17 protein-coding genes and 2 tRNA genes are annotated in these 20,737 nt (G+C 54.1%); 18 read left to right on the forward strand and 1 reads right to left on the reverse strand.

Translation table 11 applies throughout. The annotated features are described in order from the left end of the window. The first annotated feature begins 2 nt into the window (after nt 1-2). The 15 genes from glmM to yedF all read left to right on the forward strand — a co-directional run bounded on the left by glmM (nt 3) and on the right by yedF (nt 16,217). Nucleotides 3-1,340: a phosphoglucosamine mutase gene (glmM, locus tag JOE25_RS09235; RefSeq protein WP_209634349.1), complete on the forward strand. Its 1,338-nt coding sequence runs from the start codon at nt 3-5 to the stop codon at nt 1,338-1,340. Between the two features lie 253 nt (nt 1,341-1,593). Continuing rightward, on the forward strand, nt 1,594-1,929 hold the full coding sequence (gene secG / locus JOE25_RS09240) for a preprotein translocase subunit SecG (protein ID WP_020824951.1): 336 nt from the start codon (nt 1,594-1,596) through the stop codon (nt 1,927-1,929). Between the two features lie 77 nt (nt 1,930-2,006). Then, nucleotides 2,007-2,093, forward strand: a tRNA-Leu gene (locus JOE25_RS09245). Between the two features lie 60 nt (nt 2,094-2,153). Further along, nucleotides 2,154-2,230 (forward strand) — tRNA-Met (locus JOE25_RS09250). 216 nt (nt 2,231-2,446) lie between these two features. Continuing rightward, nucleotides 2,447-2,899: a ribosome maturation factor RimP gene (rimP, locus tag JOE25_RS09255; RefSeq protein WP_004952852.1), complete on the forward strand. Its 453-nt coding sequence runs from the start codon at nt 2,447-2,449 to the stop codon at nt 2,897-2,899. Between the two features lie 21 nt (nt 2,900-2,920). Continuing rightward, nucleotides 2,921-4,429, forward strand: a complete 1,509-nt coding sequence (nusA, locus tag JOE25_RS09260; protein ID WP_012004946.1) for a transcription termination factor NusA — start codon at nt 2,921-2,923, stop codon at nt 4,427-4,429. A gap of 24 nt (nt 4,430-4,453) precedes the next feature. Beyond that, nucleotides 4,454-7,141: a translation initiation factor IF-2 gene (gene infB, locus JOE25_RS09265; protein ID WP_209634351.1), complete on the forward strand. Its 2,688-nt coding sequence runs from the start codon at nt 4,454-4,456 to the stop codon at nt 7,139-7,141. Nucleotides 7,142-7,209: 68 nt separating this feature from the next. Next, nucleotides 7,210-7,620, forward strand: a complete 411-nt coding sequence (gene rbfA, locus JOE25_RS09270; protein ID WP_209634353.1) for a 30S ribosome-binding factor RbfA — start codon at nt 7,210-7,212, stop codon at nt 7,618-7,620. Beyond that, the gene (gene truB / locus JOE25_RS09275) at nt 7,620-8,564 is read left to right on the forward strand and encodes a tRNA pseudouridine(55) synthase TruB (RefSeq protein ID WP_209634356.1); all 945 of its coding nucleotides are present in this window, start codon (nt 7,620-7,622) and stop codon (nt 8,562-8,564) included. The genes rbfA and truB overlap by 1 nt, the downstream gene beginning before the upstream one ends. A gap of 124 nt (nt 8,565-8,688) precedes the next feature. Beyond that, nucleotides 8,689-8,958, forward strand: coding sequence for a 30S ribosomal protein S15 (gene rpsO / locus JOE25_RS09280; RefSeq protein WP_012004950.1), 270 nt, complete (start codon nt 8,689-8,691; stop codon nt 8,956-8,958). 255 nt (nt 8,959-9,213) lie between these two features. Continuing rightward, the gene (gene pnp / locus JOE25_RS09285) at nt 9,214-11,331 is read left to right on the forward strand and encodes a polyribonucleotide nucleotidyltransferase (RefSeq protein ID WP_209634358.1); all 2,118 of its coding nucleotides are present in this window, start codon (nt 9,214-9,216) and stop codon (nt 11,329-11,331) included. A gap of 137 nt (nt 11,332-11,468) precedes the next feature. After that, nucleotides 11,469-12,353 (forward strand): lipoprotein NlpI, encoded by an 885-nt coding sequence (nlpI, locus tag JOE25_RS09290; protein WP_012004952.1) that lies wholly within the window; start codon nt 11,469-11,471, stop codon nt 12,351-12,353. Nucleotides 12,354-12,661: 308 nt separating this feature from the next. Then, nucleotides 12,662-14,620: a DEAD/DEAH family ATP-dependent RNA helicase gene (locus JOE25_RS09300; protein ID WP_209634360.1), complete on the forward strand. Its 1,959-nt coding sequence runs from the start codon at nt 12,662-12,664 to the stop codon at nt 14,618-14,620. Nucleotides 14,621-14,766: 146 nt separating this feature from the next. Then, nucleotides 14,767-15,981: a selenium metabolism membrane protein YedE/FdhT gene (yedE, locus tag JOE25_RS09305; protein ID WP_209634362.1), complete on the forward strand. Its 1,215-nt coding sequence runs from the start codon at nt 14,767-14,769 to the stop codon at nt 15,979-15,981. After that, complete coding sequence (yedF, locus tag JOE25_RS09310; protein WP_004952879.1) at nt 15,978-16,217, forward strand: sulfurtransferase-like selenium metabolism protein YedF; 240 nt, start codon at nt 15,978-15,980, stop codon at nt 16,215-16,217. The genes yedE and yedF overlap by 4 nt, the downstream gene beginning before the upstream one ends. Before the next feature lie 34 nt (nt 16,218-16,251). Here the strand turns inward: yedF and JOE25_RS09315 are convergent, their stop codons facing one another. Beyond that, on the reverse strand, nt 16,252-17,265 hold the full coding sequence (locus JOE25_RS09315; protein ID WP_209634364.1) for a luciferase-like monooxygenase: 1,014 nt from the start codon (nt 17,263-17,265) through the stop codon (nt 16,252-16,254). A 225-nt stretch (nt 17,266-17,490) separates the two neighbouring features. Here JOE25_RS09315 and JOE25_RS09320 point away from each other — a divergent pair, with 225 nt between their 5' ends. The 3 genes from JOE25_RS09320 to JOE25_RS09330 are packed head-to-tail and all read left to right on the forward strand — an operon-like array spanning nt 17,491 to nt 20,734. After that, nucleotides 17,491-18,462, forward strand: a complete 972-nt coding sequence (locus JOE25_RS09320) for an efflux RND transporter periplasmic adaptor subunit (protein WP_209634367.1) — start codon at nt 17,491-17,493, stop codon at nt 18,460-18,462. After that, nucleotides 18,444-19,598, forward strand: a complete 1,155-nt coding sequence (locus JOE25_RS09325; protein ID WP_209634369.1) for an ABC transporter permease — start codon at nt 18,444-18,446, stop codon at nt 19,596-19,598. Before JOE25_RS09320 ends, JOE25_RS09325 begins: the two co-directional genes overlap by 19 nt. Beyond that, the gene (locus tag JOE25_RS09330) at nt 19,595-20,734 is read left to right on the forward strand and encodes an ABC transporter permease (protein WP_209634371.1); all 1,140 of its coding nucleotides are present in this window, start codon (nt 19,595-19,597) and stop codon (nt 20,732-20,734) included. The genes JOE25_RS09325 and JOE25_RS09330 overlap by 4 nt, the downstream gene beginning before the upstream one ends. Nucleotides 20,735-20,737: the final 3 nt, after the last annotated feature.

Here is a 20,737-nt window from a genome sequence, read left to right on the forward strand (position 1 = left end):
ACATGAGCGAGCGCAAATATTTTGGTACTGACGGCATTCGTGGCAAGGTCGGTGATAGCCCGATTACCCCTGATTTCGTTCTGAAACTTGGCTGGGCGGCGGGTAAAGTATTGGCACGTCACGGTTCACGTAAAATTATTATCGGCAAAGATACCCGTATTTCCGGTTATATGCTGGAGTCGGCGCTGGAAGCGGGGCTCGCAGCTGCAGGGTTGTCTGCCTCCTTTACCGGCCCCATGCCAACGCCGGCGGTGGCATACTTGACGCGGACCTTCCGTGCGGAGGCCGGTATTGTGATCTCGGCATCGCATAACCCGTTTTACGACAATGGCATCAAATTCTTCTCCATTGACGGGGCGAAGCTGCCAGACCACGTCGAAGAAGCCATTGAAGCTGAAATGGAAAAACCGCTGACCTGTGTCGAATCCTCAGAATTGGGTAAAGCCAGCCGAATTATCGATGCAGCGGGTCGTTATATCGAATTCTGTAAAGGTACCTTCCCGAGCGAACTGAGCCTGAAGGGCCTGAAAATTGTGGTGGACTGCGCCAACGGCGCGACTTATCACATTGCACCTAGCGTTCTGCGTGAACTGGGCGCCACGGTGATTGCTATCGGCGTTGAGCCGGATGGCATGAACATCAATGAAAAATGTGGTGCAACAGACGTGCGTCAACTGCAGGAGCGTGTGCTGCTGGAAAAGGCACATGTCGGTCTGGCGTTTGATGGCGACGGTGACCGCGTGATGATGGTGGATCACTTGGGCAACAAGGTTGATGGCGACCAGATTCTCTACATCATTGCCCGTGAAGGGCTTCGTCAGGGGCAACTGCGCGGTGGCGCTGTCGGCACGCTGATGAGCAACATGGGGCTGGAGCTGGCATTGAAACAGCTGGGCATCCCGTTTGCGCGCGCTAAGGTAGGCGACCGCTATGTACTGGAAAAGCTGCAGGAACTGGGCTGGCGCATCGGTGCAGAAAACTCAGGCCATGTGATCCTGCTGGACAAAACCACCACCGGCGATGGCATTGTGGCCGGGCTACAGGTGCTGACCGCGATGGTACGCAATAGCATGACCCTGCATGATCTGTGCAGCGGCATGAAACTGCTGCCGCAGATTCTGGTCAACGTACGCTTTGTCGGTGAACACAACCCGCTGGAGTCTGAAGACGTGCGTAAAATCACCGAGCAGGTTGAGGCTGAATTGGCGGGTCGTGGCCGCGTGCTGTTGCGTAAATCGGGTACTGAACCTTTGATCCGTGTGATGGTGGAAGGTGAAGATGAGCAGCAGGTTACTGCGCTGGCGCATCGCATTGCTGATGCGGTGAAGTCTGCGGGTTAATTGACCATTACTGCGTTCCGGGGGCACTAAGTGTCTCCGGAAATCACAGCCTGCGAATTTTATTGGTGTTTTTTTCTGCAAACGCGCCAGTGGCTGCAAATTGCCCTTGCGCGGTTTGGCGCCTTTGGTTAGTATTCACACCCGCTTCAGTGGGCAGTTTGATATAACGCCTGCGACTTCTTAATAGAAATAGAAGCCTTTGGGGTGTGAAGCATTTGGCACGCGGTGAAGCCGCAAGGATACGGGTACAACTATGTACGAAGCTCTTCTGGTAATTTTCCTGCTGATCTCAATCGGGCTGGTTGCTCTGATTATGCTGCAGCAAGGTAAAGGCGCTGATATGGGAGCCTCATTCGGAGCAGGTGCATCTGGCACATTGTTCGGTTCGAGTGGTTCCGGTAACTTCATGACCCGCATGACAGCTGTGTTGGCGACGTTGTTTTTCGTCATCAGTCTGATCTTGGGCAACCTGAGCACCAACCAGAGCAAGAAAGGCAGCGAGTGGGAAAATTTGGGTCAGCCAGTGAAATCTGAGCAGACTACCGCGCCGGCAGCACCAACCAAGCCGAGCAGCGATATCCCGCAGTAAGCGCCAAGCAGTAACAGAGTTTGAAAACGGTTGTTGTTACCTCATATAAATAACAGCCGTTAGCAGTAAGAATCAGTACCGAGGTGGTGGAATTGGTAGACACGCTACCTTGAGGTGGTAGTGCCCTAACGGGCTTGTGGGTTCGAGTCCCATCCTCGGTACCAAATCCCAGAGATAACTTGCAATTTTGCGATTATCGGCGTAATATTTGCCACGTTTTCGGACGCGGGGTGGAGCAGCCTGGTAGCTCGTCGGGCTCATAACCCGAAGGTCGTCGGTTCAAATCCGGCCCCCGCAACCACTTTCCTTTAAGTGTTTATTTTCAAATACACTTTTCGATTGAATTCCGCTTTCTCGATCAACATTTGAAAATGACACTTGTTAGAAAGTTGCACCGAAGCCGCTTAGCGGCAAACAGGGTCCAGTTGCATAAAGCCCCGAATTTTCGGGGTTTTTTGTTATTTGGCAACAGAATCACTGGGCTATTAGGCCCTTTTTTTATGTCTTGGGGGTGGGCTTGTCCACATTAGAGCAAAAATTAACAGAGATGCTTTCGGCACCGGTAGAAGCGTTGGGCTTTGAACTTGTAGGCATCGAATTTATTCGTGCGCGCCAATCGACGCTCCGTATCTATATTGATAGTGAAAACGGCATCAATGTTGACGATTGTGCTGATGTCAGCCACCAGGTCAGCGCTGTATTGGACGTTGAAGAGCCAATCACAGTCGCTTACAACTTGGAAGTCTCCTCTCCTGGCCTTGATCGCCCGATGTTCACTGCAGAGCACTATACGCGTTTCCTCGGTGAAGAAGTCAGCCTGGTCCTGCGCATGGCCGTACAGAACCGTCGCAAATGGCAGGGCATTATTAAGTCTGTCGATGGCGAGATGATCACGGTTACTGTGGAAGGGAAAGATGAAGTGTTCGCGCTGAGCAATATCCAGAAAGCGAACCTGGTACCCCACTTTTAAAGTTTGGATGAGGCAACTAGGATGAATAAAGAGATTCTGGCTGTTGTTGAAGCTGTTTCCAATGAAAAATCCCTTCCGCGTGAGAAGATTTTCGAAGCGCTGGAAACCGCATTAGCCACCGCCACCAAGAAAAAATACGAGCAGGAAATCGAAGTTCGCGTCAGCATTGATCGCAAAACTGGCGATTTCGATACCTTCCGCCGTTGGGTCGCCGTAGATGAAGTGACTCAGCCGACGCGTGAAATCACGCTGGAAGCTGCACAGTATGAAGAGCCAGGCATTGAGCTGGGCGGTTACATCGAAGATCAGATTGAGTCTGTTACCTTTGACCGTATCACCACTCAGACTGCGAAACAGGTTATCGTACAGAAAGTACGCGAAGCTGAGCGCGCCATGGTTGTTGATGCGTTCCGCCAGCACGAAGGTGAAATCGTCACCGGCGTGGTGAAAAAAGTTAACCGTGACAGCATTGCGCTGGATCTGGGTAGCAACGCTGAAGCAGTGATTGGTCGTGAAGACATGCTGCCACGCGAAAACTTCCGTCCGGGCGACCGCATCCGCGGCATCCTGTACGCTGTTCGTCCTGAAGCCCGTGGTGCGCAGCTGTTTGTCAGCCGCTCCAGCGCCGAGATGCTGAAAGAACTGTTCCGCATCGAAGTACCGGAAATCGGCGAAGAAGTTATCGAAATTAAAGCGGCAGCCCGTGATCCTGGCTCCCGTGCAAAAATTGCAGTGAAAACCAACGACAAGCGTATCGACCCTGTCGGTGCTTGCGTCGGTATGCGCGGTGCGCGCGTTCAGGCCGTTTCGAGCGAGCTCGGCGGTGAACGTATCGACATCATCCTGTGGGATGATAACCCAGCGCAGTTCGTCATCAACGCTATGGCGCCAGCGGATGTTGCCTCTATTGTGGTTGATGAAGATAATTGCACTATGGACATCGCCGTTGAAGCCAGCAATCTGGCACAGGCGATCGGCCGTAATGGCCAAAACGTGCGTTTGGCATCCCAGCTGTTAAAACAACATCGTGACGATGACCGTTGGGAACTGAACGTGATGACGGCGGACGATCTGCAGGCCAAGCATCAGGCCGAAGCTCATGCCGCCATTGATACCTTCACCAAGCATCTTGATATTGACGAAGATTTCGCCACCGTACTGGTTGAAGAAGGCTTCTCTACTCTGGAAGAGTTGGCTTACGTGCCAATCAAAGAGTTGCTGGAAATCGACGGTCTGGATGAAGATATGGTTGAAGCGTTGCGCGATCGCGCCAAAGCTGCATTGACCACGCTGGCCCTGGCACAAGAAGAAAGCCTGGGCGACCAAAAACCTGCTGATGATTTGCTCAACCTGCCGGGTCTTGAGCGCAGCATGGCCTTTAAACTGGCCGCGCGTGGGGTTTGTACGCTGGAAGATCTTGCCGAGCAGGGTGTTGACGATCTGGCTGATATTGAAGGGCTTAGCGATGAGCAAGCCGGCGAGCTGATTATGGCCGCACGTAATATCTGTTGGTTTGGCGACAACGCGTAATAAACTGTAGCAGGAAGGAACAGCATGACGACAGATGTAACCGTAAAATCGCTGGCAGCAGAGATTCAGACTCCAGTTGATCGCCTGGTACAGCAGTTTGCTGATGCAGGGATTAACAAGTCTGAGACAGACTCTGTAACCCAACATGAGAAAGAAGCTTTACTGGCGCACTTGAACCGTGAACACGGTAGTGCGCCGGGTAAGCTCACGTTGCAGCGCAAAACGCGCAGCACCTTGAATATTCCGAGCACCGGCGGTAAAAGTAAATCGGTGCAAATTGAGGTCCGCAAGAAACGCACTTATGTAAATCGCGATACGCCAGAAGCCCAACAGGCTGAAGCGGCAGAGCAGGCACAGCGTGAAGCGGAAGAGCAGGCACAGCGCGCAGCAGAAGAGCTAGCGAAACGCGAAGCAGAAGCAAAGCGCGTAGCCGAAGAGCAAGCCAAACGTGAGGCCGCGGAGATTGCTAAGCGTAATTCAGCGGAAAAAGAAAAAGTGACGAATCAACATACCGACGAAATGACCAAGCCAGCTCAGGCAGAAAAAGCACGCCGTGAAGCCGAAGCCGCCGAACTGAAACGTAAAGCGGAAGAGGAAGTACGACGTAAGGTTGAAGAAGACGCCAAACGTGTCGCGGAAGAAGCGCGCCGCATGGCCGAAGAGAACGGTGAGAAGTGGGCCGAAGCTGAAGCAGCAAGCGCTGCGGTTGAAACAGCCGACTACCACGTGACCACCTCTCAGCACGCCCGTGCAGCCGAAGACGAAAACGACGCTAAAGTTGAAGGCGAACGCCGCAGCCGTACGCGTGGCGGTAAAGCAACCAAGCAGAAGAAAGGCAACAAGCTTTCCGAGTCTAAAGCAGACCGTGAAGAAGCGCGCGCCGTTACCCGTGGTGGTAAAGGCAAGCGTAAGCCAAGCACTCTGCAGCAGGGCTTCAACAAGCCGGCTCAAGTGGTTAACCGTGACGTTGTGATCGGTGAAACCATCACCGTAGCTGAACTGGCTAACAAGATGGCGGTTAAAGGCTCTCAGGTCATCAAAGCGATGATGAAACTGGGCGCAATGGCCACTATCAACCAGGTCATCGATCAGGAAACCGCACAGCTGGTTGCCGAAGAGATGGGCCACAAAGTTATCCTGCGTCGTGAGAACGAGCTGGAAGAAGCGCTGATGAGCGATCGTGATACCGGTGCCGCTGCTGAGCCACGTGCGCCAGTTGTGACCATCATGGGCCACGTTGACCACGGTAAAACTTCTCTGCTGGACTACATCCGCTCCACCAAGGTGGCAGCAGGCGAGGCCGGCGGTATTACCCAGCATATCGGTGCTTACCACGTAGAAACCGAAAACGGCATGATCACCTTCCTGGATACCCCAGGCCACGCAGCGTTTACCTCAATGCGTGCCCGTGGTGCTCAGGCGACTGACATCGTTGTTCTGGTTGTTGCTGCCGACGACGGCGTGATGCCGCAAACCATCGAAGCTATCCAGCATGCGAAAGCAGCGCAGGTGCCGTTGGTTGTTGCAGTGAACAAGATTGACAAGCCAGAAGCTGATCCAGACCGCGTTAAGCAGGAACTGTCCCAGTACGGCGTTATGCCGGAAGAGTGGGGCGGCGAAGCACAGTTCGTCCATGTATCTGCGAAAGCCGGTACCGGTATCGACGAACTGCTGAACGCAATCCTGTTGCAGTCTGAAGTGCTTGAACTGAAAGCAGTTCGCAGCGGCATGGCAAGCGGCGTGGTTATCGAATCCTTCCTGGATAAAGGTCGTGGTCCGGTTGCTACCGTACTGGTACAAGAAGGTACGCTGAATAAAGGCGATATCGTTCTGTGTGGTTTCGAATACGGCCGCGTACGTGCGATGCGTGACGAACTGGGTCGTGAAGTGACCTCTGCGGGTCCTTCTATTCCGGTTGAGATCCTGGGCCTGTCCAGCGTTCCTGCTGCCGGTGATGAAGCGACTGTTGTGCGTGACGAGAAGAAAGCGCGTGAAGTTGCGCTGTACCGTCAAGGCAAGTTCCGTGAAGTTAAACTGGCGCGTCAGCAGAAATCTAAACTGGAAAACATGTTTGCGAACATGACCGACGGTGAAGTTTCTGAGCTGAACATCGTACTGAAATCTGACGTACAGGGTTCTTGTGAAGCCATTATGGATTCACTGCTGAAACTCTCTACCGACGAAGTGAAAGTGAAGATTGTTGGCTCCGGTGTCGGTGGTATCACTGAAACCGACGCAACGCTGGCAGCCGCTTCCAACGCCATCATCCTGGGCTTCAACGTCCGTGCCGACGCTTCTGCGCGCCGCGTGATTGAAGCAGAAAGCCTGGATCTGCGTTACTACTCCGTGATCTATAACCTGATCGACGAAGTGAAGCAGGCGATGAGCGGTATGTTGGCGCCTGAGTACAAGCAGCAGATTATCGGCCTGGCCGAAGTACGTGACGTGTTCAAATCCCCTAAATTTGGTGCCATTGCAGGTTGTATGGTTACCGAGGGTAACATCAAGCGTCACAACCCAATCCGCGTTCTGCGCGACAACGTGGTTATCTATGAAGGCGAGCTGGAATCCCTGCGCCGCTTCAAAGATGACGTTAACGAAGTCCGTAACGGCATGGAATGTGGTATCGGCGTTAAGAACTACAACGACGTGCGCGTCGGCGACATGATCGAAGTGTTCGAAATCATCGAGATCCAACGCACCATCGCTTAACGCTAGCACATCTGCTTAAGTCTGTTCTGGGGGGCCTTGTGCCCCCCGATTTGTCTGGAGAATCCAAAATGGCAAAAGAATTCAGCCGCGGTCAGCGCGTGGCACAAGAGATGCAAAAAGAGATTGCTATCATTCTGCAGCGTGAAGTCAAAGATCCGCGTATCGGGATGGCTACCGTTTCTGGTGTAGAAGTTTCTCGTGATTTGGCCTACGCCAAAGTTTATGTCACCTTCCTGAACGTGTTGACCGAAAACGCCGATCCGGAACTGGTGCCTAACGGCATTAAAGCATTGCAAGACGCTTCCGGTTATATCCGCACGCTGCTGGGTAAAGCTATGCGCCTGCGTGTCGTTCCAGAGTTGACCTTCGCGTACGACAACTCCCTGGTTGAAGGCATGCGCATGTCTAACCTGGTCACCAACGTCGTGAAGAAGGACGTCGAACGCCGTTCCGCATCAGGCGATGAAGAGGAGGCTTAATGAGTCGCCCTCGTCGCCGCGGCCGTGATATCCACGGTGTCCTGCTGTTGGACAAATCGCAGGGCTTGTCATCCAACGACGCCCTGCAAAAAGTAAAACGTCTCTATAACGCCAACCGCGCGGGCCACACGGGTGCGCTCGATCCGCTGGCGACCGGTATGCTGCCGATCTGTCTCGGTGAGGCGACCAAGTTTTCACAGTTCCTGCTCGACTCCGATAAACGTTATCGTGTTATCGCCCGTCTTGGGCAGCGTACGGATACTTCGGATGCCGATGGTCAAATCGTGCAAGAGCGTCCGGTGAATTTCACCCAAGCCCAGCTTGACGTAGCGCTTGAAAGCTTCCGTGGCGATATCAAGCAAGTGCCTTCGATGTACTCAGCGCTGAAGTATCAAGGCAAGAAACTCTATGAGTATGCACGCCAGGGTATTGAAGTCCCACGTGAAGCACGCAGCATTACCGTTTACGAGCTGCAATTTATTCGCTGGGAAGGGGATGAGCTGGAGCTGGAGATTCACTGCTCAAAAGGCACTTACATCCGCACCATCACCGATGACCTCGGCGAGCTGTTAGGCTGCGGTGCGCATGTGATCTACCTGCGTCGTCTGCAGGTGGCGACCTATCCGACCGAACGCATGGTCACGCTGGAGCAGTTGAACGCACTGATGGAGCAAGCCCAGGCGCAGGAAATCGCGCCGGCAGAATTGCTCGATCCGCTGCTGATGCCGATGGATAGCCCGGTTGAAAACTACCCGGAAGTGAACCTGCTGCCCGTTGTTGCGGGTTACGTCAAGCAGGGGCAGCCGGTACAGGTCGCCGGTGCACCGGCTTCAGGTATGGTGCGCATCACTGAAGGTGAAGAACGTAAATTTATCGGCGTGGGTGATATTGCCGATGATGGTCGTGTGGCGCCGCGCCGCTTGGTCGTCGAATATTTCGACTGAGGGTAGAAAGCGCGCTGCCTTGCGATCGCACTGCGCTAAGAGTAGAATGGCGCAGCTTATGCATTGGGTTGCTGAATTAGAGATCGGCGCCTGTATTTATTATCTATAATTCTGGAGTATGACAATGTCTCTAAGTGTTGAAGCTAAAGCTAAAATCGTAGCTGATTTCGGTCGTGGTACTAACGACAGCGGTTCTTCCGAAGTTCAGGTTGCCCTGTTGACTGCGCAGATCAACCATCTGCAAGGCCACTTCTCAGAGCACAAAAAAGATCACCACAGCCGTCGTGGTCTGCTGCGTATGGTTTCTCAGCGTCGTAAGCTGCTGGACTACCTGAAGCGTAAAGATGTAGCACGTTACACCAGCCTGATCGAGCGTCTGGGTCTGCGTCGCTAATCTAGCGAGTTTCAGTGGAAAGGGGCCTATTTTGGCCCCTTTCTTCTAGGAAGCATAAGCAAATCAGGTTAATGTATTACTGATGTTTCCAAATAGGATCTTCCATTACAGAGGTTCGCGCGGCTAATGAGAGGCTTTGTCTCAGGCTTGAGATAAGGATTGTCATTAGTCGCGAGGATGTAGTGAGAAGGCAAGTCGAGTCACTGGCGTGTCGAGTCGTCAATACGATTGCGCGCCTAATCAAAGGATATAATTTTGCTGACACCGATCATTCGCAAATTCCAGTATGGCCAGCATACCGTCACTATTGAGACGGGCATGATGGCTCGTCAGGCCACTGCCGCTGTTATGGTGAGCATGGATGACACCGCCGTATTCGTTACCGTGGTTGGCCAGAAAAAAGCCAAACCAGGCCAGAGCTTCTTCCCATTGACTGTTAACTATCAGGAGCGTACCTACGCTGCTGGTCGTATCCCAGGCAGCTTCTTCCGTCGTGAAGGCCGCCCGAGCGAAGGCGAAACGCTGACTTCACGTCTGATTGACCGCCCAATCCGCCCACTGTTCCCAGACAGCTTCCTGAACGAAGTTCAGGTGATTGCGACCGTTGTTTCTGTAAACCCACAGGTTAACCCAGACATCGTTGCGATGATCGGTGCCTCTGCAGCCCTGAGCCTGTCCGGTATTCCGTTCAATGGCCCAATCGGTGCAGCGCGCGTCGGTTACATTAACAGCCAGTACGTGCTGAACCCAACCACCGACGAGCTGAAAGAAAGCAGCCTGGACTTGGTGGTTGCGGGTACCGCTGGTGCAGTGCTGATGGTTGAATCCGAAGCAGACGTTCTGAGCGAAGATCAAATGTTGGGCGCGGTGGTATTTGGCCACGAACAACAGCAGGTTGTTATCGAGAACATCAATTCTCTGGTTGCTGAAGCGGGCAAACCTAAGTGGGATTGGCAGGCACCTGCCATCAACGAAGCGCTGCACGCGCGCGTTGCAGAACTGGCAGAAGCCCGTCTGGGCGACGCTTATCACATCACCGAGAAACAAGAGCGCTATGCTCAGGTAGATGCGATTAAGAGCAGCGTTGTTGAAACCCTGCTGGCGCAAGACGAAACTCTGGACGTGTCTGAAATTCAGGACATCCTGGGCAGCGTTGAGAAAAACGTCGTTCGTAGCCGCGTACTGCGTGGCGAACCGCGTATCGATGGCCGTGAAAAAGACATGATTCGTGGCCTGGACGTGCGCACTGGCGTTCTGCCGCGTACTCACGGTTCCGCACTGTTCACCCGTGGTGAAACTCAGGCTCTGGTTACTGCAACGCTGGGTACTGCCCGTGATGCACAGAATCTGGATGAGCTGATGGGCGAGAAGACCGACAGCTTCCTGTTCCACTACAACTTCCCTCCGTACTCCGTTGGTGAGACTGGGATGGTGGGTTCGCCTAAACGTCGTGAAATTGGTCACGGTCGCCTGGCGAAACGTGGCGTATTAGCTATGATGCCTAAAGCAGAAGATTTCCCGTACACGGTGCGTGTGGTTTCTGAAATCACCGAATCTAACGGTTCTTCTTCCATGGCTTCAGTCTGTGGCGCTTCTCTGGCGCTGATGGACGCAGGTGTGCCAATCAAGGCTGCTGTTGCGGGTATCGCAATGGGCCTGGTGAAAGAACAAGACAACTTTGTTGTTCTGTCCGACATTCTGGGTGACGAAGACCACCTGGGCGACATGGACTTCAAAGTGGCCGGTAGCCGCGACGGTATCACTGCGCTGCAGATGGACATTAAAATTGAAGGCATCACCCGCGAAATCATGCAGGTGGCACTGAACCAAGCCAAGGGCGCACGTCTGCACATCCTGGGCGTGATGGAACAGGCTATCAGCACTCCGCGTGGCGATATCTCTCAGTTTGCACCACGTATTCATACTATCCGCATTAACCCGGATAAGATCAAAGACGTGATTGGTAAAGGCGGTTCTGTCATCCGTGCGTTGACTGAAGAGACCGGCACTACCATCGAAATCGAAGATGATGGTACAGTTAAAATCGCTGCTACCGACGGTGAGAAAGCGAAATTCGCTATTCGCCGCATCGAAGAGATCACTGCTGAGATCGAAGTTGGCCGTATTTACCAGGGTAAAGTTACCCGTATCGTTGATTTCGGCGCATTCGTGGCGATCGGCGGCGGTAAAGAAGGCCTGGTTCACATCTCTCAAATCGCTGACAAGCGTGTTGAGAAAGTGACCGACTATCTGCAAATGGGTCAGGAAGTGCCTGTGAAGGTACTGGAAGTTGACCGTCAGGGCCGTGTGCGTCTGAGCATCAAAGAAGCGACCGCACCAGAAGCAGGTTCACCTGCGCCTGAAGCAGAATAAGTAGAAAAACTGTATAGATAGATTTACAGCTCCCCGCCATGGGGTTGGGAGCTGTTCGTATCGCGCGGGTAGGATGCCTGCGTATTAGCAAACGGATGACAGGACGTTCATCCAATGTTTGTCTTCGGGAGTGGGAAATGAAGCCTTTCTTGCGCTGGTGTTACGTTGCGACAGCACTCATGCTGGCAGGATGCAGCAACCATGATTGGCGTAAAGACGAAGTTTTGGCAATCCCGTTGCAGCCAACTCTGCAGCAGGAAGTGATCCTGGCGCGCATGGAACAAATACTTGCCAGCCGGGCACTGACGGACGATGAGCGTGCGCAGCTTTTATATGAGCGCGGTGTGTTGTATGATAGCCTCGGGCTACGTGCATTAGCGCGCAATGATTTCTCGCAAGCGCTAGCAATACGTCCTGATATGCCAGAAGTTTTCAACTACCTGGGCATTTACTTAACGCAGGCAGGCAATTTTGATGCTGCCTATGAAGCGTTTGATTCTGTACTAGAGCTTGATCCAACTTACAATTACGCGCGTTTAAACCGGGGCATCGCACTGTATTATGGCGGCCGCTTCCCGTTGGCGCAGGATGATCTGCAGGCGTTTTATCAAGACGACCCAAACGATCCCTTCCGTTCGTTGTGGCTGTATCTTGTGGAAAGAGAAATCGATCCCAAGAAGGCTGACGTAGCGCTCCAGCAGCGTTATGACAAAGCGAACCGAGGGCAATGGGGATGGAATATTGTCGAATTCTACCTGGGCAACATTAGCGAAAAAACGCTGATGGAACGCCTCAAGGCAGATGCAACGGATAACACTTCGCTCGCTGAGCATCTCAGTGAAACTGACTTCTATTTAGGTAAACATTACCTAAGTCTGGGGGACAAGGACACCGCTTCGGCGCTGTTCAAACTGACGGTTGCTAACAACGTTCATAATTTCGTTGAGCACCGCTATGCATTGTTGGAATTGGCGCTGTTGGGCCAAGAACAAGACGACCTATCGGAATCGGACCAGCAATAGCTGACGAACACCTCTACCCAAAAGATTTCACGTTGCGGCAAGGCGGCAATCTAACGAATCCCTGGGAGCTTAGTTCACTAAGTGACGAGGATGAGGGAGAGCAGCTAACACAGCAGCTTGGAAGATGAAGGGTAATCAGCCTGATTGACATTGGTTTTACCGCCAAAGTTATCGCCTTTACGGGCGAGGGCTTTTTTGTTCGTTTTATAATCTAATTTGAGCCGGTTCACACTTTTCAATGAAAATGACTGAAAATTTTCTCGACGAGTTATGTAGACTGGCTGCCATTATTAATGAGGCACGTGTACATGACTACTGAGCTTGAAACCTCTTTTGTTGACCTGGGGCTGTCTGCTCCTATCATTTCTGCCCTGACCGATCTGGGCTACGAAAAACCGTCACCGATCCAGGCTGAGTGTATTCCTCACCTGTTGAACGGCCGTGATGTGCTGGGCATGGCACAGACCGGTAGCGGTAAAACTGCAGCATTCTCGCTGCCACTGTTGCACAACCTTGACGCTTCCCTGAAAGCACCTCAGATCCTGGTGCTGGCACCGACCCGCGAACTGGCGGTTCAGGTTGCTGAAGCGATGACCGATTTCTCTAAACACATGCATGGCGTTAACGTCGTGGCCCTGTACGGCGGCCAGCGTTATGACGTGCAGCTGCGCGCTCTGCGTCAGGGCCCGCAAATCGTAGTAGGGACTCCAGGCCGTCTGTTGGACCACCTGAAGCGTGGCACCCTGAACCTCTCTAACCTGAGCGGTCTGGTGCTGGATGAAGCCGACGAAATGCTGCGCATGGGCTTTATCGAAGACGTAGAAACCATCATGGCGGAGATCCCGGCTGAACATCAGACCGCGCTGTTCTCTGCAACTATGCCGGAAGCGATCCGTCGCATTACCCGCCGCTTTATGAAAGAGCCGCAGGAAGTGCGCATCCAATCCAGCATCACTACCCGTCCGGACATCAGCCAGAGTTACTGGACTGTACAGGGCATGCGTAAAAACGAAGCGCTGGTGCGTTTCCTGGAAGCTGAAGATTTTGATGCGGCGATTATTTTCGTTCGTACCAAAAACGCGACCCTGGAAGTGGCTGAAGCGCTGGAGCGCAGTGGCTACAACAGCGCCGCGCTGAACGGTGACATGAACCAGGCCCTGCGTGAGCAAACCCTGGAGCGTCTGAAGAGTGGCCGTCTGGACATTCTGATCGCGACCGACGTTGCGGCTCGTGGCCTGGACGTTGAGCGTATCAGCCTGGTTGTAAACTATGATATCCCTATGGATTCAGAGTCTTACGTTCACCGTATCGGCCGTACCGGCCGTGCTGGTCGTGCCGGCCGTGCGCTGCTGTTCGTAGAAAACCGCGAACGTCGCCTGCTGCGCAACATCGAACGCACCATGAAGCTGACCATTCCAGAAGTAGAACTGCCAAATGCAGAACTGCTGGGTGAGCGTCGTCTGGCCAAGTTCGCCGCTAAAGTACAGCAACAGCTGGAAAGCAGCGATCTGGACATGTACCGCGCACTGCTGGCTAAACTGCAGCCGGAAGAAGAGCTGGAAATGGAAACGCTGGCCGCAGCACTGCTGAAAATGGCCCAGGGTGAACGTCCTCTGATTCTGCCACCGGATCCTGTATTCAAACCGCGTCAACGTCGTGAATTCAACGACCGTGACGATCGTGGTAACGACCGTCGTCGTGATTCACGTCCAGACAGCCGTGATGGTGGCGCTGAGCGTCCACGTCGTGAACGTCGTGACGTTGGCGAAATGCAGCTGTACCGCATTGAAGTGGGCCGTGATGATGGCGTGGAAGTTCGTCATATCGTTGGCGCGATCGCTAACGAAGGCGACATCAGCAGCCGTTACATCGGTAACATCAAGCTGTTCGCTGGCCACTCTACTATTGAGCTGCCAAAAGGTATGCCGGGCGAGATCCTGTCTCACTTCACCCGTACCCGTATCTTGAACAAACCGATGAACATGCAACTGCTGGGTGATGCACAGCCGCATGAGCGTCGTGAGCGTCCAGCTTCTGCCGGTAACGGCGAGCGTCGTGGCGGTGGTCGTCCATTCAACGGCGAACGTCGTGAAGGGGCAAACCCAGGCCGTCGTTCTTTCGGTGATCGTCGTGAAGGCGGTGCTGCTGCACCTGCTGGCAACGGTGGCGAGCGTCGTGGCGGCAACTTCAACCGTGATGGCCAGCGCGCACCACGTCGTGATGACGCCGCTCCGGCTACACCACGTCGTCGCTTCGGTGATGCATAACGCCTGATTTAACCGTTCGCGGTGAGTCGGACTAAAAACCAGCCTTCGGGCTGGTTTTTTTATGCCTGAAATTCACCATGAAGTGCAGGAAAATGGCGTATCATTTATAAGGTTTTTTCTTATGGATACTATGCACGGGAGATGCCATGAGTTGGCAGCAGTTTAAGTCTCAATACCTGGTGCGTTTTTGGGCACCTTTACCCGCGGTGATTGCTGCGGGGATCCTTTCTACCTATTACTTCGGCCTGACCGGTACCTTCTGGGCGGTAACGGGGGAATTTACCCGTTGGGGCGGCCATGTATTGCAATGGTTTGGTTTCCACCCTGAACAATGGGGTTACTTCAAAGTCATTGGCCTTGAGGGGACGCCGCTGCAACGCATTGATGGCCGGATGATCATCGGCATGTTCGCCGGCTGTATCGCTGCGGCGCTGTGGGCCAATAACATCAAGCTGCGGCAGCCGCAGCATCGTATCCGTATTGTACAAGCGCTGCTGGGCGGTATTATCGCCGGTTTTGGGGCGCGTCTCGCGATGGGTTGCAATCTGGCTGCGTTCTTTACCGGTATTCCTCAGTTCTCGCTCCACGCTTGGTTCTTCGCGTTGGCAACCGCCGCGGGCTCTTACTTTGGCGCTAAATTTACCCTGTTGCCCATGTTCCGCATCCCGATAAAATTACAGAAAGTGAAGGCTGCCGCACCATTGACGCAAAAGCCGGAGCAGGCTCGTCGCCGCTTCCGTTTGGGGATGGTGATTTTCTTCCTGTCGATTGCCTGGTCATTGTGGACGTTATTTGATGCGCCGAAGCTGGGTATTGCCATGTTGTTTGGTATCGGTTTTGGCCTGTTGATTGAACGCGCACAGATCTGCTTTACCTCGGCGTTTCGTGATTTATGGATCACCGGACGTACTCATATGGCAAAAGCGATCATCATCGGCATGGCGGTCAGCGCCATTGGCATTTTCAGTTATGTGCAACTGGGTGTGGCGCCGAAAATCATGTGGGCCGGCCCGAATGCGGTACTCGGCGGCCTGCTGTTCGGCTTTGGCATCGTGCTGGCCGGTGGTTGTGAAACCGGCTGGATGTATCGGGCGGTGGAAGGGCAAGTCCACTATTGGTGGGTCGGGCTGGGTAATATTATCGGGGCCACGCTGTTGGCTTACTATTGGGATGATTTGGCCCCGGCATTGGCGACGGATTACGACAAAGTCAATTTACTCGATACCTTCGGTCCTATCGGAGGGTTGCTTGTGACCTACCTGCTGCTGGCATTGGCATTTGCCGCGATGCTGTGGTGGGAGAAGCGTTTTTTCCGCGCGAAACCCAATGCGCAGGTGGTTAATTTAAGGAGTGTGTCATGAAGCAAGCGGCGATAGTGCCGGATTACCGGCTGGATATGCTCGGCGAGCCTTGTCCTTATCCGGCGGTGGCGACGCTGGAGGCGATGCCGCAGTTGAAGCCGGGGGAAATCCTGGAGGTAATCAGCGATTGCCCGCAGTCGATCAACAACATTCCTCTCGATGCGCGCAACCATGGCTACAAGGTGCTGGATATCCAACAGGACGGGCCGACCATCCGTTATTTAATCCAGCGCTGATAAAATGAGGGCGCCGTGCAGGCGCCCGAGTCGTTTAGCCTTTCACCAGATCGCCTTTGACTGCGGCAACAATCTCAAACGAATGTAGCCGTGCCTGATGATCAAAAATCTGGCCGTTGACCATGATTTCATCCGCGCCGGTTTCGCGCAGTAATGTCTGCAATCCGTTACGAACCGTGCTTTCATTCCCGACAATCGACATGCGCAACGCCTGATCGACCCCGTATTGCTCCCCGGCTGTCCACAGCGCGTGGATATTGTCCACTGGCGCTGGCAGCGGGCCCGGCGAGCCGCGGCGCAGATTAATAAATTGCTGCTGCATCGAGGTAAACAGGAAGCGCGCATCGGCATCGCTGTCGGCAGCCACCACGTTGACGCATACCATGGCGTGCGGGTGTTGGCATTGTTCGGAGGCCTTGAAATTATCGCGGTACAGGTTCAGTGCCTGGAACAGCATCTCCGGCGCAAAGTGGGACGCGAAAGCAAATGGCAGGCCGAGCTTGGCTGCCAGTTGGGCGCTATACAGGCTGGAGCCCAATAGCCAGAGCGGTACATGTAATCCTTGCCCGGGGACGGCCTGCACCGGCTGTCCTGGCTGCGCATCGCAGAAGTAATGTTGCAGTTCTTGTACGTCGCGAGGGAAGTTATCCACTTCGCCGGACAGATGGCGGCGCAGCGCCATCATGGTGCGCTGATCGGTGCCGGGGGCGCGACCAAGGCCCAAATCGATACGCCCAGGGTACAGCGATTCCAGCGTACCGAATTGTTCGGCGATCACCAACGGCGAATGGTTAGGCAGCATTACGCCGCCGGAACCAAGACGAATGCTTTGGGTGCCGGCCGCGAGATAACCCAGCAGCACCGACGTTGCCGCGCTGCCGATGCCGGTCATATTGTGGTGTTCAGCCAGCCAATAGCGTTGGTAATCCCATTTCTCGGCGTGTTGTGCTAAATCTAAAGAGGCATGAAACGCATCACGCGGTTTGGCCCCTTGCGGGATGGGAGATAAATCCAGTACCGAAACCGGTACCGCAGTTTTTTCAGTCATGTCATCGTCCATCAAAGAGTTGATCGCTTAAAGGGCGATTGCAGGGATCTGCAAACTACAAAGCAGAATGTGCTTTTAGTGTTAAAAGCATAATCCAATTTATGGTTATAAAAGAGGATATATGTGCTTGTAATATCCTTATGATAAAAATGGTTTTTTGGGAGCTTATTGAAATATGGACGTGTTGATTTCCGCCTGCCGCTTACCGCTCAGGGAGCTGAGATAATGAAAAAAAAGACATTGTTTACCCTGCTATTGATGGTGGTAGCGATCGCCATGGCGATTTTGTTCCGTGCCCATAACCAAGACCTGCTGCTGCAAGGGGAAGTGGACGCACCCGAGGTGATTGTGGCGTCTAAGGCCAAGGGGCGGGTCGTAGAACGTTTGGTGGAACGCGGTGACGACGTGAAGGTCGGGCAGGTGATGATTCAGCTCGACAGCCCAGAGCTGATGGCCCAGCTGCGCTCTGCACAGGCGACGCGGGACGAAGCCAAGGCGCAGCTCGATCAGTCGTTGCACGGGACGCGTGAAGAAAGCATCCGCAACTTGCGTGCCAATCTGGCGCAGGCTGAAGCGCAATACCGTAATGCGCAGAACGATTACAACCGTAACTTGAGCGTATCTGGCAAAGGCTATATTTCGAAGTCTGAGCTGGACAGCTCACGCCGTGCGCGTGATACCGCCTTCCAGCAGGTGCAAGCGGCCAAAGCCAATCTGGATGAAGGCACCAACGGTGACCGTATCGAACTGCGGCAACAATACGCGGCGGCGTTGCGGGCGGCGGAAGAAAATCTGCTGCAAGTCAAAGCACAGACGGACGATTTGCAGGTGTTAGCGCCGGTCGATGGTGAAGTGGGGCCTATTCCGGCAGAGGTCGGGGAACTGTTGAACGCCGGTAGCCCGCTGTTGACGTTGATCCGCATTCCTGACGCCTATTTCGTGTTCAACCTGCGCGAAGACATTTTGGCCCATGTTCGCAAGGGCGATAAGATCAAAATGCGTGTACCGGCGCTGAAGGACAAAATGATTGAAGCCGAAGTACGCTATATCGCCCCACTGGGTGATTACGCCACCAAACGCGCCACGCGCGCTACCGGTGACTTCGATCTGAAAACGTTTGAAGTGCGTCTGTATCCGTCACAACCGGTGGAAGGCTTGCGTCCAGGGATGAGCAGCTTATGGCTATGGAAAGAGTAAGGGCCGGTTGGCGCTGTTTTAGCCACGCATTCGATAACGAATGTCGCATGGCCTTCCGCAGCCCGGTTGTACACTGGCTAAGCTGGATCTTTCCGTTGATCCTGTTTGGGCTGATCAGCAGTAACTTTTCGGAAGGGACCTTGCTGGATCTGCCCGTGTCGGTGGTGGATAACGATCACAGCTCATTGTCCAAGTCGTTGACCCGAAGGTTGGATGCTGGTTCACATGCCCATGTTGAAGCTTATAACGGTGGGTTGGCTGAGTCGCTGCATCGTCTGCGCAGTGCGCAAGATTACGCACTACTGTATGTGCCACCGGATTTTGAAGCCAACGCGCTGGCAGGCAAGCAGCCCAGCGTAGTGATGTACTACAACGCGTTGTTTTACGGTGCCGGTCTGTATTCCACCCAGGATTTCAGCGGGTTGATGGCTGAGATTAACGCCAGCTACCGCAGTATTATCGCGGGTGAGATGGGTAAGACGCTGCCGCCTTTGGCGGACGTGACGTTATCCTATGGCAGCTTGTTTAACGCCAGCGGCAGTTACATCTATTACCAGCAGTTTGCCGCCACCATCCATTTACTGCAGCTGTTTGTGGTGACCTGCACGATCTACGTTTTGGCGCGCAGTAAATCGCTATTGAAAGCCCGCCCGTTCAGCTTGGCACTGCTCGGTAAACTGGCGCCCTATACCCTTTGTTTCACCAGTTTGCTGATGGTGGAGATTGCCGCGCTGGTCGGTATTTTTGATGCTCGCGTCAGCGGCAATCCGCTGTTCATGCTGATGATCGCTTTTTTCTATGTCATGGCGGCGCAAAGCATTGGCCTGCTGTTATTTACCTTCACCAGCACGACCATCACCGCTTACAGCCTGATCGCCATTTTGGTGAGTATTGCTTTGACCTTCTCGGGCATGGCGGTGCCGGAACTGTCGATGCCGCTGCCTGCGCGTATTATCTCCAATATCGAGCCGCTGACCCACGCACTGTACGCGATGTTTGACGTGTTCCTGCGGCAGGTGCCGGCCAGTGCCATTTTCAGCGTTTGTGCGTTGCTGTCGATTTATCCGCTGGTGGCTGGGCTGTTGGTGCGCAACCGGCTCTTGGTGCGGCTGCAAAAAGAAGGGAGCGCAGGATGAAGCTCTATTGGCAAACTTTCGTCCGGGTGCTGCTCGGGATGCTTGAGCGGCCGATGTGGCTGATGTTGATCCTGTCGCTGTGCGTGATGAGTATGGTCTATGCCAACCGCACGGTATGGGATTTGCCGGTGGGTGTTATCGATCAGGATCACAGCACTGCCAGCCGTCAACTTATCCGTCAACTGGACGCCACATCGAAAATCGCCATCGTGACCTACGACAGCCTGGAACAGGCACAGCGCGATCTCGGTTGGCGCAAGCTGTTCGCGGTGATCATCATGCCGGTGGATCTGGAGAAGAAGATCCTGAGCGGCCAAAATATCGTGGTGCCGGTTTACGGCGATGCGACCAACCGCCTGGCGAATGGCCAGATCCAGCAGGACGTCGTGGCGGCCTATCAGCAACTGCTGACCCAGTACAACAACGGGCTGCTGCTGCGCAGCGGCTTCAGTGAGCGCCAGGCGCAGGTGATCCTGACGCCGATAGTGGGGCAGACGTTGGATGTGTTCAACCCAGGTATCAGCTTTGCGGCAATTATCTTCCCCGGCCTGTTGGTGATGCTTCTACAGCACTCGCTGTTGATTGCCTGTGTGCGAGTCAGTATTGCCATGAAGAGCATGCCTGGTGGGAAAGCACCGCTGGCAGCACATCTGGGGGGGCTGACGGCGTTGCTGCCTATCTGGTTATTTTTGTCTATCGTGCTGTTTGTGCTGTGGCCATGGGTGCTTGGCTACCGGCAAACCGCGGGCATTGCGGAAATTCTGCTGCTGACGTTCCCGTTTTTGCTGGCGGTATTGGGGCTGGGCAAGCTGGTGACCGAGTGTCTGCGCAGCGTAGAGATGATCTACCTGACGCTGGCCTTTATTACCACGCCAATATTCTACCTCTCCGGTACCATCTGGCCGCTGCAGGCGATGCCGGGCTGGGTGCGGGCGATTTCCTATTGTATTCCCTCCACTTGGGCGACCAAAGCCGTTGCGGGGGTTAACCAGATGGGGCTTTCGTTGAACGAAGTCGGGGGTGACGTAGTGATGCTGCTGGTGCTGGGGATCATTTACACCCTGTTGGGCTTCGGTGTGGGCTTTATTCGCAACAGCGTGGCGTTGCGCGGGATGTTCAGGAAACGGCGGGCGTAACCG

The organism is Serratia sp. PL17 (assembly GCF_017832355.1).
Lineage (GTDB): Bacteria > Pseudomonadota > Gammaproteobacteria > Enterobacterales > Enterobacteriaceae > Serratia.